The 15,735-nt window shown below is 34.2% G+C and carries 9 protein-coding genes and 1 pseudogene; 2 read left to right on the top strand and 8 right to left on the bottom strand.

All coding sequences use genetic code 11. The features are described 5' to 3' along the window. Nucleotides 1-98: 98 nt before the first annotated feature. The 3 genes from Q0951_RS13780 to Q0951_RS13790 form a co-directional block, all read right to left on the bottom strand. A complete protein-coding gene (locus Q0951_RS13780) occupies nt 99-2,858 on the bottom strand; it encodes a CHAT domain-containing tetratricopeptide repeat protein (protein ID WP_299337915.1) in 2,760 nt (919 codons plus the stop codon). 137 nt (nt 2,859-2,995) lie between these two features. Further along, nucleotides 2,996-4,270 (bottom strand): S8 family serine peptidase, encoded by a 1,275-nt coding sequence (locus tag Q0951_RS13785; protein ID WP_299337918.1) that lies wholly within the window; start codon nt 4,268-4,270, stop codon nt 2,996-2,998. 86 nt (nt 4,271-4,356) lie between these two features. After that, entirely contained in the window at nt 4,357-6,705 is a 2,349-nt protein-coding gene (locus Q0951_RS13790) for a T9SS type A sorting domain-containing protein (RefSeq protein WP_299337921.1), read from the bottom strand. A gap of 162 nt (nt 6,706-6,867) precedes the next feature. Between Q0951_RS13790 and Q0951_RS13795 the strand changes: the two genes are divergently transcribed. Further along, nucleotides 6,868-7,416, top strand: coding sequence for a sigma-70 family RNA polymerase sigma factor (locus tag Q0951_RS13795; protein WP_299337923.1), 549 nt, complete (start codon nt 6,868-6,870; stop codon nt 7,414-7,416). A gap of 3 nt (nt 7,417-7,419) precedes the next feature. Next, nucleotides 7,420-8,232: a tol-pal system YbgF family protein gene (locus tag Q0951_RS13800; RefSeq protein WP_299337926.1), complete on the top strand. Its 813-nt coding sequence runs from the start codon at nt 7,420-7,422 to the stop codon at nt 8,230-8,232. 34 nt (nt 8,233-8,266) lie between these two features. Here Q0951_RS13800 and Q0951_RS13805 read toward each other — a convergent pair. From Q0951_RS13805 to Q0951_RS13825, 5 genes and pseudogenes are all read right to left on the bottom strand, one after another. Beyond that, nucleotides 8,267-9,339, bottom strand: a pseudogene (locus Q0951_RS13805) (PA0069 family radical SAM protein). Between the two features lie 404 nt (nt 9,340-9,743). Next, nucleotides 9,744-10,526 carry an enoyl-CoA hydratase-related protein gene (locus Q0951_RS13810; protein ID WP_299337928.1) on the bottom strand — a complete coding sequence of 261 codons (783 nt, stop codon included), beginning with the start codon at nt 10,524-10,526 and terminating at the stop codon, nt 9,744-9,746. A gap of 14 nt (nt 10,527-10,540) precedes the next feature. Next, nucleotides 10,541-11,995 (bottom strand): ATP-binding protein, encoded by a 1,455-nt coding sequence (locus Q0951_RS13815; RefSeq protein ID WP_299337931.1) that lies wholly within the window; start codon nt 11,993-11,995, stop codon nt 10,541-10,543. 45 nt (nt 11,996-12,040) lie between these two features. Beyond that, nucleotides 12,041-12,589, bottom strand: coding sequence for a CopD family protein (locus Q0951_RS13820; RefSeq protein WP_299337934.1), 549 nt, complete (start codon nt 12,587-12,589; stop codon nt 12,041-12,043). Next, the gene (locus tag Q0951_RS13825; RefSeq protein ID WP_299337937.1) at nt 12,589-15,699 is read right to left on the bottom strand and encodes a glycosyl hydrolase; all 3,111 of its coding nucleotides are present in this window, start codon (nt 15,697-15,699) and stop codon (nt 12,589-12,591) included. The genes Q0951_RS13820 and Q0951_RS13825 overlap by 1 nt, the downstream gene beginning before the upstream one ends. Nucleotides 15,700-15,735 lie beyond the last annotated feature (36 nt).

Genomic DNA, 15,735 nt, shown 5'->3' on the forward strand with positions numbered 1-15,735 from the left:
CGATTATTCTAATAAATTAAATGATTGAGTTTCTAAAAAATCACGAATCATCATCTTTAGATATTACATCCGTTTAGTTTATTGATGACGTAATTGTATTAACTTGATTTTTTGATAAATTTTGTTTTTAATCTGTTACCTAAATAGATTAAAAGAGTGCAGAGAACTAAAGCAACTATTAATATCCATAACCAGTCATAAGTCACAAACACTTGACTTGAATCTCCTGTTAACACTAAAGAACTCCAATAAAAAGGAGAGGCCTCACTTGTGTTTTTATGGTTGTTTATATATGTTATTTTGGCATTTCTTAGTGCTTCAGATTTAGTGCCTCCTTCTTTAAGATTTGAATAGAATGTGGTAATTATTTCGTTTGTTGATCTTTGATTGATATCCCATAGCGAAGACACAACACTTTTAGACCCTGAATTTATAAAAGCTCTTGCTATACTCATAACGCCTTCTCCTTTTTTGAGTTCACCATGTGATGTTTTACAGGCACTCAATACTACTAAATTTGCTTTTTGGTTTTTGAAGTAAATATCATTCAGCATCAACTTTTTATCGTTAAATGAAATCCAGGGTTTATCATTTAAAATGCCTCCATGTGTTGAGATATGAACCACCTTTGATGTTCCATATTCTTTCAGAAATAATTCTTTAGTGGCCTTTTCACGGGAAACCATAATTGTATTCAATGTCGATTCAATATTTGAGATATCACTTTTAGAAATAGTTAGGCTAGATAAGGATCTATCTTTAAAAACTGATGGGCTAATGGCAAAGAAGTCTTTTTCAAATTCGTCTGTATACGAGATATTTAAAGAGGAGTAGGAGTAAGCATAACTTATATCACAAAAGTTGATTAAATAAGATGCTGATAACGCTTGATCCTTAGTTGTAACAAACGATTCAAAAGGCACATAATGCAACCTGTTGTCTGGGATGATGATTAGTTTTTTATCAACATATGTTTTAGAGTTGGTCTTTAGAAACGGAGATAATGAAAGATAGAGCTGATAAGATACTTCTTTAAAAAGTTGCTGATCGTTATTATCAACAAAAGGCTTACTGATTAAATGACTATACTGATTGAGAAGGTTATGGATTTTAGAGATATTGTTCAAACGAAACACAGCTTCTGATGATTGTGTTATCAGGACAACAAAACCTTTGTCTTTACTCAACTTATATTGTAAAACTATCTCGTTTTTTTTAAGTGATTCTCGAACCATTTTAGAATCATATACTGTAATATTTTTCTTAAAACGATGATAACTTGGGTAGGCAATTTCTAAAGAATCAATAAATCGAGTGTAATCTTGTTTTCTAGAGAACACAATATTTTGAAGACTATCAGTCAAAATGTTTTGAGCTGTTTTTTTTAGTGAAAATAGATTATCTTCAGCTTTTTTAATCCCATTGATAAGATCGTATTCACGGTTGATCAAATGTTCAGGAAGATTTACCAATGCTTTGGCTTTACTGGTTGTTATATTCTCTAATAGGAGAATGGCTTTGCTCTTTTCAATATAATAAAAAGCCTCTTTAGGTTTATTTAAAAGATAAGCAGCTTCGGTAGCATTTAAATAGAAGTTTGAAGCTTCCTCTCTCCAAAACAATTTTGAAAAATCTTCTCTACTCTCAAAATAAATGATGTCTGCAATCTGATCAGACAACCCATATATATTCAAAGCTAATTCTAAATACTTAGTCTGAAATTCGTTATCATTGATCAACAACAACATATTGGCCTTATCAATAAGGTAACCTAATAGGTCAACTTTATTATCAACAGCATTTAACGATTTGATATCGGGAACATCAAAAACACTCCTATTTTCAATTTGAAGTAAGGTAGAAACCGCAAGATTGTAATATGATAGCGCCTGTTCATAGTTGTTTGACTCTTTGTATACATCGGCTAGATTATTGTATAAAGAGGCTTTCTTCTGATGGTTATCATTGATGTAAGGCATAGCAGAGAGTAGTTTTTCTTCTGCAACCTCCAAATTATTCTCTTTTCTGTAAGCTATTCCTAAATTGATAAGTGATTTTGATATGTTTAATGAATCTGATAACGTTTTAGATAATTCTAATGATCTTGTATATTTCTTTTTAGCATTGTCATAATCTTTTATACAGTCAAAGAAAGCACCAGCATTTAGCTCTTTCTTTAGAATATCCTCATCATCAAATTCGTACACTTTACCGATATCATCAAAACGGACAATAATATCAAAAACATCATCCTGAAGTTTCGGATCATCTAATTTCACATAAACATCTAAAAGATTGATTAACGTTCGTCCCTCTTCTTTTAACTCCTCGTATTCTTTAAATATATAGATGGCCTTGTTGTAATGGGCAATGGCCTCCTTAAAATCCCCTAAATCATTATACGAATTCCCAAGGAACCTGTACACAACTGCTTGGCGGACATTTTCAGAAGGATGTTTTTTTAAGAACTCCTTACCATGTAGAATCGACTTACTGTAGGCACCTTTCAAATACGATAGAAAAACAAGGTTTTTATCATTCTTAAGATAAAAATTGGTCGTGTCGTTTAAAGTCTCACCAATGGTTCTAATTTTTTTAGCATAATTAATAGCGAGATCAACATTTGTCTTGTAAAACGCTAAGAGAAGTTCATAATAGGTATGTGCTAATTCATTTTGATCGAAATCAAGTTTTGACTTCGTTACTAAGCTGTCTAAAAGTTTTTGTTTACCAAACTTATCTAAATCCTTAGTTTCACTTAACGCTCGGTAAATTTCTAATGGTGTTTGAGTATTTTGAGCAAGCAGCACACCTGAACAAAATAGAAAAACAATAGCAAAATAAAATTTGCGAAACATAGACTTTAAGCGGTTTAAAATTTGCGTCTTTAATATAAGGATAATGATTTTATAAAAAGAAAAAGAGGAGTCCGTAAACTCCTCTTTTGAGTTTAAACGTAAGATTTACCTAAACTTTTATTTAAACTGTGCTATAATCAATCATCATATATATATGCTGAATATTTAATATTGAATAACTCTGCTGAATAGGTGCTGTTATTTAAAACTTGTGCCTTTAGCATTTCGGCTGACATTCCATTTTGATAGTATTTAGCACTAAAAAATGAGGTGTAAGCTGCCGAAAAAGATGTTCCGTTATAGTAAAAGGTTTCATTATCATATACAAATGGAATATTCTCACTAACTGCCGCTATATCAACAGAATTTGTTCCGAAATTTGAAAAGTAACTCAACCCTCCTACTCCAGAGCCATTAGTTCCGTTTACAATATCGTTATAACTACCAGCCAGTCCTGTTACTGATATGATATTATTAGACTCATAAGATGATGGGTAATGTGGTTGAATATCATTATTCTGACCACTATTACCAGCTGAACACACTACTAAAATCTCGTCTTCTACTCTTTCTATAAATTTGTTTAATAATTCATACTCTTGATCATACCAGCCAAAACTCATGTTGATAATCTTGATGTTTTGTTTTTTTGTTGCATACTGAAACCCACAAAGTGCGTCAAAATAATTAATACTTCCGTTTTCATTGGCAACCTTAACGGGTAGAAGTTGATATGGTACGTTATTGTTGTCTAGGTTAGACGTTATAAGATGGCTTACAACTGTTCCATGCATGCTAGGATGATCATCATATGGATTATTATCGTTGTCCACAAAATTCCATCCAAAACGTTCCACATAGTTGTTATCTATACAAGGATCATTCGTACTATTGTATAAATAGCTATCTGAGAACCCATCGTAATAATAATTTATTCCTGTATCTAAGACTGCAATGGTTATATTTTGATTTACATCAACTATTTGAGATAAGGCATTATCCAAAACTCCTGACGGATTAAAATTAAATGCAAACTGATCAGGCTCTATACTAATTATAGGGTTTAGATCTACACCTTCAATCTCTTCATCAACTTTAGCAGTTTCCTTTTTCTCTTCAATATTTATTCCATTACCAGTACTACCAGTAAAAATCCATAACTCCAGATTTTCCTCTGCACAATTACATTGTTTGTAATCTGTTATACCATACTCCAATCGTTTTTGCTGCTTCTCAAGCTCTGTAGTTCCTTCAGGATATAAAATTATCAGTTCACTACTTGCACTTGCTCCTTTTGTTAATATGGTTCGGTTCTTTACATTTTCAATATTGTCTTCTATCAAGTTTTCTTTTTCGCAGCTACAAACAAATGCAAAAATAAATACGCATAAAATTCTTAATATATGTTTCATTGTTGTTTAGTTTAAATTAATGTGTTTAGGTAAAAAATAAGTTTCGGTTTGATAAAATACCAAACCGAAACTCTCTTACAAAATAGTTATTCTATAATAACCCTTTTAGAAATAACGCCTTCTTTTGTTTTGAAATTGAACAGATATAACCCTGTTGGTAAATCTAAATCCAATCCAAACTTCAAGTCTGCCCCTTTGGTTTTCTCCTTTGTAACGGTTTTAACCAATAATCCATCGTAACGGTAGATATCTAGTTCTACGAATGAGCTACCTTCCAACTCTACCTCAATACTCATCTGACCCTTATTTGGGTTTGGATAAATTGTCACACGTTGCTTAACGCCTCCTCCATCAGTAACCAATGTTGGTAAATGACAAGCCTGTTCTGATACTACTGACTGAGTACCATCTGCACAAACCGCTGTTACCTGCCATACAAAACACTTGCTCTGTAAACTTAATGGTAAGGTATACGAGGTTGATGTTGTTGTGATTGGTGCTATTGAAACTCCAAATCTACAGCATTCTATTCGTATCACACTTGGTGAACTGATGATGTACTCTACGGCACCTGGAACTGGATCCCATGTCAACGATGAGCCTATAGCCTGTAAATTTGTTGGTGCTGTAAGTCCGTCACATTCTTTCGTCTCACATTCATAATAGAAACAATCTGAATACGTACATTCATAACCAAGATCATTGGTCTTCGTTGCTGTAAAACAAACCTCTCCAGACATTGGAAGATCAAAAGCTCTGGTCGTACCTGAACCGCCATCAGACCACGTAAGAGAATCATACATCGACAAACTTATCGGATCTCCTGCAGCATCTACCAATTCTATAAATACAAACCCTAGTTCACATGGATCACAATCTTCTCCCGCTTTGCGCTTAGCAATGTAAGTACGTAATCCAGCCAATAAATCTGCTGACCTACTATCTCGTCTCGCCATAAATTCTGCGCTAACCTGAGCTTCATATTCTGCTAATTGGGCTTCTGTTGGACAGTCTAAAACATTGATGAAAATATCATCATCACAACATTCTTCTAAATATGTAATCACATAAACACATCCATTTGGATAAGTAATTGTAGCTTGCCAGTTCTCTAATGGTGATACATAGATCCAATCGCCTAATATATTCTCATCTACTGCTGTATCCAGATTATCCCAAGAAATCACAACCCCTCCTGCTGATGTTATGGTGCTTCCATCACCACTAAGTACATGTACTGGCCACTGATCTGAATCACAAACCACATCAGGACAGTTTGGATGCTGCCAATAAGGCTCTACATATGGTTCATCAACACAACAATCCTCTTCCAAAGTTACTAATACACTCTCATTGTATGGATCACCACAAGAGTCAGTTCCCGTTATATAAGCTGTAAAACTTGTAATATTACTTCCCGGAGGCACACAGAACAATCCGTTGAGATCTGTTAAGACTGGATCACTTGTATTATAAACCGCACCCGTTATGTTGGTTGCATTTATTGTCACACAAGTCTCTCCACATGGTATCTCATAGGTTAAAGTTGAAGTAACATCTGTGCCATCAGCTGTGATAGTCACAGGATCTGGTGTAACCGAAGTTATGGTATGACTCAAATTATACTCTAAAAATTCAAATTGACCATTGACTTCATAAGCAATTAAAATTTCGAAATGATAAGTCCCTGTCGCACCTATGTCATGACTTAAAGGATCTCCTGTATCATTAAAAAGTTCAGCAATTTCATCGCCATTGTCGTCGGTTATTATCACGTTAAAAAATGCGATATCCAGATTAAGATCAGGATCAATTGCCACGGTTACTTCACCACAGTTATCTTCGATTGTAACAACTGGTTTACCAACTCTAATATCATCAACAACGATATAGTTTCCCACACCACCATGACAAGTTCCTGTTTCAGTACAGGCGAAAAAGGAGAGTTCTTCATAATCTGTGACACTTGGGTCAAGAATAATAGAAATATCTTCGCAGGTATCGCTTGCGTTAGGACCTGCTTGACCTACAACATCCCAATTGTATTGTCCAGCGTATCGTCCTATTACTTTTACTACACCATTAGAAGCTCCATTTGAAGACCGATTTACTGTTAGATCTATTGTAAAGCTTGTATCTGTTGTTAAACCAAAAAATGGATTATTAGTTCTGATAGAAGAACCAGGTGATCCAGAGGTACTTACTAGTAGCACTGAATTATTTCCATTACATACCAGATTTGGTTCACAATTTGTGTTTTTTAACGGAACTATACCTTGGGTATAGTCTGACCACCAGCCATCTACACATGACATTTGTCCGTTTGCAGGATCACAGTCGTTGATACAGGATGTATCTTCGAATCCGATGTTTTCGAATTCTTGACCGTATATCAACCCACTGAACATTAAGAAAAGAAAAATAACTTTTTTCATAATTACATTGGTTTTAATTAGCTCCTACTCTGTTCTTTGAAGGTTTTTCAGATTTCACCTTTTAATTGAATCGATTCACAATTAAGAGGCTTTTATGCTTTTTTGTTACCCAATATTTTTAATTACCTTACACGTAATTAACCGCTAACCCATATTTTTTGCATGAAAAACGATGATTTTATTCGTCAGTTTTTAGAGGGAAATCCAAAAGTACTTGACCGCATTTATACTCAAAATTTTAAGTATGTATTGCATTATATAACAAGTAGAGATGGTAATAGATCAGATGCTGAAGACGTTTTTCACAATGCATTAATCATTCTTTATGTGAAAATAAAAAACGATAAGATCCAGGTTCAATCTTTTGATAATTACTTATTTACAGTTTGCAAAAACCTTTGGAAACGAGAAAATTCAAAAAAGAAGGTAACAAATACAGGTGTTTTACCTCTAGTTAGTGAAGAGATTGATTTAGCTTCATTTTATTTAGAACATCAGCAATGGGAATTGTATAAAGAAAAATTCGAATTGCTTTCAAAGCAATGTAGAGATATACTCAACATGATATTTCAGAAAAAAACCTATGAAAGCATTGTAAAAAAGTATTCTTATTCGTCCCAAACTGTAGCGAGACAAAGGGTCTTTAAATGCAAAAAGAAACTGACACAATTGATTAAAGAGGATCCTAGATACTCTAATTTTAAATCTTAATAAATGAGTTTTAATAAAGATACCGAACATAGGATTATCAACTATTTAGACGGTAATATGACATCAGAAGAAATGGAAGACTTTGAAAATGAGCGTCTAAAAAATAAAGACTTAGACGACATGGTTACTGTCATGGAACGAATGTCTGAAATTTATGGAGATGAAACATGGACTTCTATTGAGCACGATGCTGATCAATTAAAAACAGCTGCTCATGTTTTTAGTGAAGATGATGTAAAAGATTTTTCTAATACGATCAAAACAGCTCAAAGTCGGTATAATTCAAAAGGGGCAAAAAATACAAGTAAAGTCATAAAATATATAACTTCGGTTGCAGCAATTGGTTTGATTGCTTTTTTTGTAAACTATTTTTTTATACCTAACTACACTTCAGAAGGTTTATTCGAATCGTATTATTCCACACAGGATCTACCCTCATTTGTGCTTCAGAACACCACTGAAAACAAAGAAACAATAGCTGAACAACTATTTAGAGATGATAAATACACTGAAGCCCTAGAGGTTTTTACGCATATAGATAAAAGTTCAAATGAATTAAACCCTAATGTAACTTTGTACACTGCATTATGTTATTTAGAATTAGAGAACTACACTTCAGCCTTAGATCAACTGGAAGATCTAGAACAGAGTAATACTATAGATTTCCATAAAGCGTATTGGTTTAAAGCTCTTGTTTATTTAAAACAAGACCAAAAACAAGATGCCATTGAAAATTTAAAGATCATTTCAGAAAACGAAACTTATTTCAATTATTTGAAAGCTATTGATTTGCTGGACAAGTTAGAGCAGATTTAATCTTAAAACATTTGATTATAGAACACTATTTATATCAAAACAATCTCATCTGCCCATCTTTATAAGTTATATGTAAATCTGTATTTAGCTTAGGCATTGATTTATCTTTGAAATATTTCAATCGTGCTAACTTAATCAAGTCATTAATTTGTTTGGCTATTTGTCCTTCACCTCGCATACGCTTACCAAATCGCGATTCGTTTAGCGTACCTCCATGACAATTTTCAATTTGATGTAATACTTTAGCTGCTCTATCTGGCATGGTTTTATGAATCCAGTCTGTAAAAATTTCTCCAATGGCACCATTTAGTCGAACAATAGTGTAAGCAATACTCAATGCACCTGCATCTGATACAGCTTTAGCTAAAGGTAAAATCTCATGGCTATTAATAGACGGAATAATTGGTGCTAGCATAACATTAACAGGAATACCATTTTCACTCAAAACCTTTACGGTCTCTAAACGTTTTTTTATAGTTGCTGTTCTAGGTTCTAAAATTCTCCGTGTCGTTTCAGATAATGATGTAATTGAAACATTAACACTTACCAAACCATCTTTTGCCAATGTCTTAAGGATATCTAAATCTCGAAGAATTAGTGCGTTTTTTGTAATAATACCAACTGGATGTCTGTACTTCAAAAAGACCTCTAGACATTGTCTAGTAATCTCAAACTTTTGCTCTGCAGGTTGATAACAATCTGTATTACCAGACATTACTATAGGATAAGCTTTCCAGCTTTTCCGTTTTATAAATGCTTCTAATAATTTGGGAGCATCTTTTTTTACTAAAATTCTACGTTAAAATCCAAACCTGCACTAAATCCCCAAAATTCATGACTATTTCTAGCATAACAATAGATACACCCATGTTCACAACCTTGATACATATTCATTGAATACGCCATTCCAACATCTGGACTTGTTACTTGATTGACTATAGTTTTTGGAAAAACTGGAAGATATAGCGTTTTATTTTTATCAACTTCTTCGCCTTCTTTTGCACAGTATTCTAAAAAATCATCGCGTTGCTCATGACTCAATTCAAAAAAACGATTGTGTACGTTTTTTTGAGCACCACGACCTTTAATAGATTGATTTTTTAACATATTATTGATTTTTTGTAAAATTACAAAATTAGATCAATACTTTACCGATAGTGCCTTGATAATTTTAGGCCAAATCAATCAAACTCAGTCAACCATTATGCGTTAGAAATAAGATTATTACTCTTTTAAGCTGTGAATTTTGAATATAAATCAGATAAAATCCTTGTGATATTTACCAATTGTTGATTGTAAGTTTACAATAGTATTTTTATTAACTCAAATTTCAAGCTATGACAGTATCAAGACAAAATGTAGTATTGATAACTTTATTAAGCCCTGTTCTTCTGGCTTCAATTATTTTAATAAGTCCTTTTTATTTTTTTTATAAGTGTGTAGAAAAGATGTCCTTATATTTAGACTAATTAAAATAATACCAAATGCAAAATCTTAAATTTGAATTGAAGTTATTCTCCAGGGAAGTCAGCTTTACGCTTTTCTAAAAAAGCTGTTGTTCCTTCTTTAAAATCTTCGGTCCCAAAACATTTTCCAAACTGTTTGATTTCTGTTTTATATCCATCGATACCATCTTTGAAATTAGCATTAATAGCTTTGATGGCTCCCTTAATAGCAACTGAAGAATTACGCATAATCTTACCTGCAATTTTTTCAGCTAAAGCTATCAATTCGTCCTCTGTAGTAACATGGTTAACGAGACCATATTCTAAAGCTTGAGCAGCATCTATCATTCCAGCAGTCATAACCATTTCCATAGCACGTCCTTTTCCAACCAGCTGTGGTAATCGTTGAGTTCCTCCGTAACCAGGTATAACGCCAAGAGAGACCTCAGGCAATCCCATTTTAGCATTAGTGCTCGCAATTCTAAAATGACAAGCCATTGCAAGTTCTAATCCTCCTCCAAGAGCAAAACCATTAACTGCTGCAATTACTGGCGTTGACAAATTTTCGACATAATCAAATAATATTTCTTGTCCTTTTGCAGCTAGTTTCCCGCCATTTTCAACATCAAAATCTGCAAATTCGCTAATATCTGCACCAGCAACAAATGCTTTTTCTCCGCTGCCTGTAACAATAATCACCTTGGTGTCTTTGCTTTTATTTGCTGCTTTGAAAGCCTCATGAAGTTCTTGAATTGTCGCCTTATTTAAAGCGTTAAGCTTATTTGGTCTATTAACGGTAATCTTAGTAATACCATTAGTTGTTGTAGATAAAATATTTTCGTAGCTCATTGTATTTAGTCTTATTAAATCTTCGGAAATGTCACTGTAAAAGTTGTTCCAACACCTTGTTGAGATGTAAAGGTAATATTTCCCTTATAAGTTTCCACAATATTTTTTACCATTGCCAGGCCTAGTCCCATTCCACTACTTTTTGTAGTAAATTTTGGCTCAAAGATCTTGCTTTCATTCTCTTCGGAAATTCCATTTCCATTATCCTCGACAGTTATTTTTACCATATCATTTTCAGAAGTGACCTTGACTGCAATTCTTGGAGTTTCTTTATCTAGAGGGATAGCCTGAATACCATTTTTTACCAGATTAGTCACCACTCGTATCAACTGAGTACGATCAAAGTTTGCCATGATCTCTTCATCTTCAGAATAAAATTCTATATAATCTTCACTAAAAATATCCAAACCTAACTTCACTATAGAAGAGACATTGAGGGTTTCACTCTGTTGTGCTGGCATTTTTGCAAAATTAGAAAAGGCTGAGGCAATAGAACTCATTGTGTCAATTTGTTGAATGAGTGTATTGCTGTATTCATCTACTTTTTGGTGAATGTTCTCATCTTCAGGATCAAATTTTCTCTGAAAACTTTGTACACTTAATCGCATTGGTGTTAATGGATTCTTGATCTCATGAGCTACCTGTTTTGCCATTTCTCTCCAGGCTTGTTCACGTTCGCTTGTGGCTAACTTTACTGCACTTTCTTCAAGCTCATCAATCATGCTATTATACGAATTAACCAATGTAGAAATTTCCTCACTAGACGAAGCTATATCAATTTTCTTATTTCGTTTTTCTAATCGAGTTTCATTAATCTTATCAGCAATAGTTTTTAGCGTACTCGTTATATACTTTGATAATAATAAGGCTAATATAATGGCAATAAGCATCATAAAGAGGTAAGCATAGCCCAAACGCTCCAAAAACTCATTAAGTTCTTTATTTAGAAAATCATCATTCTCCAGATACGGGAGGTTTAGTATGGCTAATGGCTTAGATTTAGTATCTAGAATATAAGTGTATAACGATTGAAATGTTTCTCCATTTTTCTTATTTTTAACTACATATCTATGCTCTGCCGAGTTAGACACCTCATTTATAATATTGGTGTCGATGCAGGTATATATCGAATCGTTAGTAAAACTCGCTTTAGAAGTGATAAGTAGAGTCCCATCAATATCATAGAGGTTGATCCTTAAACTGTGAATTTCTGCAATTCTGTAAATTTCTTCCTTAAAAATTAGTGGAACTTTTTCAGTTTCTACAGGGTATGTTGTTTTTCTTATAACATACTCTATATCACTCATTATGGCACGCTCCTTACGCTCTAAACGTTCTTTGTGATAATCTCTGGCTTCTTCATTATATTGATAAATTGTTACTGCTGCAATTAATATAGAGGCAATGAGTACCAATAGTATCATGGCAAAGAAAATGCGAACTCGTAAAGACAGTTTTTTTAACCTCATCTTAGTTTTTGTAGTGCAATAAATGTAACAATAATTAAGCCAATGTTAAGCGTCTGGATTTTTACTTCTTATATTTTTGTAGACTTTAAATCCTAACATTAAGAGAATTCCCAGAACTAGAATACCAATAACACCAAATATCCAATTGATGGCATTTTTTAAGATCACAAGGAAAATAACTGCAAATAAAATAAAAGTAGCGCCTTCATTCCAAAGCCTCATGAAATTTGATGACTTCCTAACAACATCGCTTTGCAGCTGTTTGTAATACTGATGTGTTTTTAGATGATATAAAATCAAAAGAACAACAAAACTTAATTTAACATGCATCCATGGTTGCTCTAATAAATACGGATTCAATACAAGTAACCATATCCCAAAACCTGTCGCCAAAATTGCCGAAGGCCATGTAATGATATTCCATAAACGCTTGGCCATCAACTTCAATTGTTTTCCTAATATTTCTTTGTCTGGCGATGGTTTGTCAAATGCCTCTATTTGATATACAAAAAGCCTGGGTATGTAAAATAAGCCTGCAAACCAAGTGACAATAAAAATAAGATGAAGGGCTTTTATATAAAAGTAATATTCCATTAATCTTCAACAAATAAATAGTTCAATTGTTTTGAGTTGAACGCCGCATTAAAAGCACTAATCTCATCACTAATCAATGTGTTAAAAGCATCTAATTGGACCTTTATTTTTGCTGTAAGTTCATTTTTAACAGCTATATCTTGATCTGTAGGTGCAAAATCACCCATGCCAACTAAAGAATTTAAATGCCCTAATTTATTGGTCAATCTAATAGGAAAATTCAACGGATCCTGACCGCTTCTGTTTTTTGTTTGGTATAACGCTTCTTCTATTTTTGTAAACGCTTCCTTCAATGTTTTTGACTTCTCTAAGAGTTCTTTTACATCGTCGTTTCCTTTATACTGCGTTTCAAAAGCTGTTAACTGCTTTTTGATTTTCCTTATTTTTTTGATGGACTTATGAGCATCATCCATGGTTTTATTGACATCTTTAATGAAATCAAATTGTCGTTGCATATCTGCCTGAGAGCTTTCTGCTCTTGGGTCGGCAATAATATTAAAGGATTGTGGCATCTCGACTGCGCTCGATGTGACATCATTTTCTATATTAAGATGTACTTTATAAGTGCCTGGAATAGCTCGTGGACCACTTAAACTTGCCCACCATAAGATCATTCCATCTAATCGTTCTGCACCATCATAAGTCATATTCCAGACAAATTGGTTCATTCCTTTTTTGACCTCTAGCTTATCTTTCTTTTTGTTTTTGGTTGAATAGGTTTTTATCGTATCGCCTTTAGGATCAAAATACGTTAGTGAAACCTCATCATTCTTAGCATCATAGTTTTTTAAGTTGAAATAGGTAATCACTCCATTAGGATGATTGGTTCCAGCTGTTTTACTTCCTTTACGACTTCCGCCACGCATTCTATACGTATCTTTTGGCTTAAATAATGTATGTCCTTCGGAATTAGAATTATACAGCTGATGTAAAACCGTTAAATCATCAATGATCCAGAGGCTTCTTCCTTGAGTCCCCACAATCAAATTATTTTCTTTTATGGTTAAATCGGTAATTGGAACAATAGGTAGATTTAACTGAAATGGTTTCCAGTTCTTTCCATCATCAAATGAAATATACATTCCCGTTTCTGTTCCTGCATACAATAAGCCTTTTTGCTTTGGATCTTCTCTAAGCACTCTTGTAAAATGTTCGGAATTAATCCCATTAGTGATTTTTTTCCAAGTCTTTCCGTAATCTGTTGTTTTATAAAGATAAGGCGCAAAATCTCCTGTTTTATATTTTGTACCAGCAACATAGCAGGTTCCTGCGTCAAATGCACTTGGCTCAATACTATTAATCATCATCCATTCTGGCATACCTTTAGGGGTTACATTTTCCCAGTTTTGTCCACCATCTTTTGTCACATGAATGAGTCCGTCATCACTACCAACCCAAAGCAAACCTTCAGTTATTGGCGACTCCTGAGCTGCAAAAATAGTACAGTAATATTCTACTGAGGTATTGTCTTGAGTGATTGGTCCTCCTGAAGATTTTAGCTTTTCAGGATCGTTTCTTGTAAGATCCGGACTAATAATTTTCCAGGACTGCCCTTCATTTTCTGTCACATGAACATGTTGCGAAAAAGTATACATACGGTCTGGATTATGCTTTGAGAATATAATTGGGAAATTCCACTGAAAACGGTATTTCATACCTTCAGCACCATGACCCATTGGGTTGTCTGGCCAAACATTAATTGCTCTTACGGTTCCTCGCTTGTGATTCACTCTGGTTAAATAACCATCATAACTTCCACCATACACGATATCATTATCTTCAGGGTCTACAGCAATGTGTGCCGATTCTCCTCCTGCTGTACTTTCCCAGTCGTCTTCAGTAATCGATCTACCATCTGTCCTGTGAGGAATTCGAACTGTTGAGTTATCTTGTTGTGCTGCATAAATTCGATATGGAAAATGGTTATCAGTAGTCACACGATAGAATTGAGACGTTGGCTGGTTTCGGTAAGTACTCCATGTTTCGCCTCCATCATAAGTCACTTGAGCACCTCCATCATCTCCTATAATCATACGGTTAGGATCCTCAGGCGCAATCCATAAATCATGATGATCACCATGTGGTGCATTATACGTACTGAACGTTCTACCGCCATCTGTACTCTTATGGTAGCGTACATTTAATACATATACCACATCGGCATCTTTAGTATCTGCATACACTCTAGTATAATACCATGCGCGCTGACGTAATTTTCGTTCGCTATTAACTTGTCGCCATGTGTCTCCTCCATCTTCACTGCGATACAAACCACCTTTATCTTTATTTTCAACAATGGCCCAAACACGTTGGTTATTTACTGGAGATACTGTGACACCAATAATTCCAAGTGTTCCTTCTGGGAATCCTTTTTTATCTGAAATTTTAGTCCATGTTTCTCCTTTATCTGTACTTTTCCATAATGCTGAACCTTCACCACCTGAACTCAAACTGTAAGGTGTTCGTTGTACACGCCAGGTAGATGCATATAAAATTCTCGGGTTCGTTGGATCGATAATCAAATCGACAACTCCTGCGTGTTCATTAGAGAACAAGGTTTTCTTCCAGGTTTTTCCACCATCAGTACTCTTGTAAACACCACGTTCCTGAGTAGGTTTATAGATGTTTCCTAGAACACCAGCATAAACTATGTTATGATCTGTAGGATCAACTGCAATTCTTGGAACATGACGTGAGTTTTTTAATCCCGCTGACATCCAAGTTTTTCCGGCATCTACACTTTTCCAAATTCCGTAACCAGACGATACATTTCCACGAACTGTTTTTTCGCCACCTCCAACATACATCACATTAGGATCGCTTTTAGACACTGTAATAGCTCCAATACTTCCGCCAAAAAAGCCATCAGAAATATTATCCCAACTTCGTCCACCATCCAACGTTTTCCAAATCCCACCACCTGTAGAACCAAAGTAGTACAAATTGGGTTTGTTTGGAACACCTGTTACCGCAGCACTTCGTCCGCCTCTAAACGGACCTAGAAGACGATACTCCAGGGCATCGTATTGGGATTCATCAAAAGATTGAGCTTCTAGTGTTGTAAAATTTCCGAAGCATAAAAAACATAAAAATGTAGTGATTAGTCTCATTATTTTAGATGGTTTTATTACTAGCTTTAAAAATAA

The sequence above is a fragment of the uncultured Psychroserpens sp. genome (genome assembly GCF_947501425.1).
GTDB lineage: Bacteria > Bacteroidota > Bacteroidia > Flavobacteriales > Flavobacteriaceae > Psychroserpens.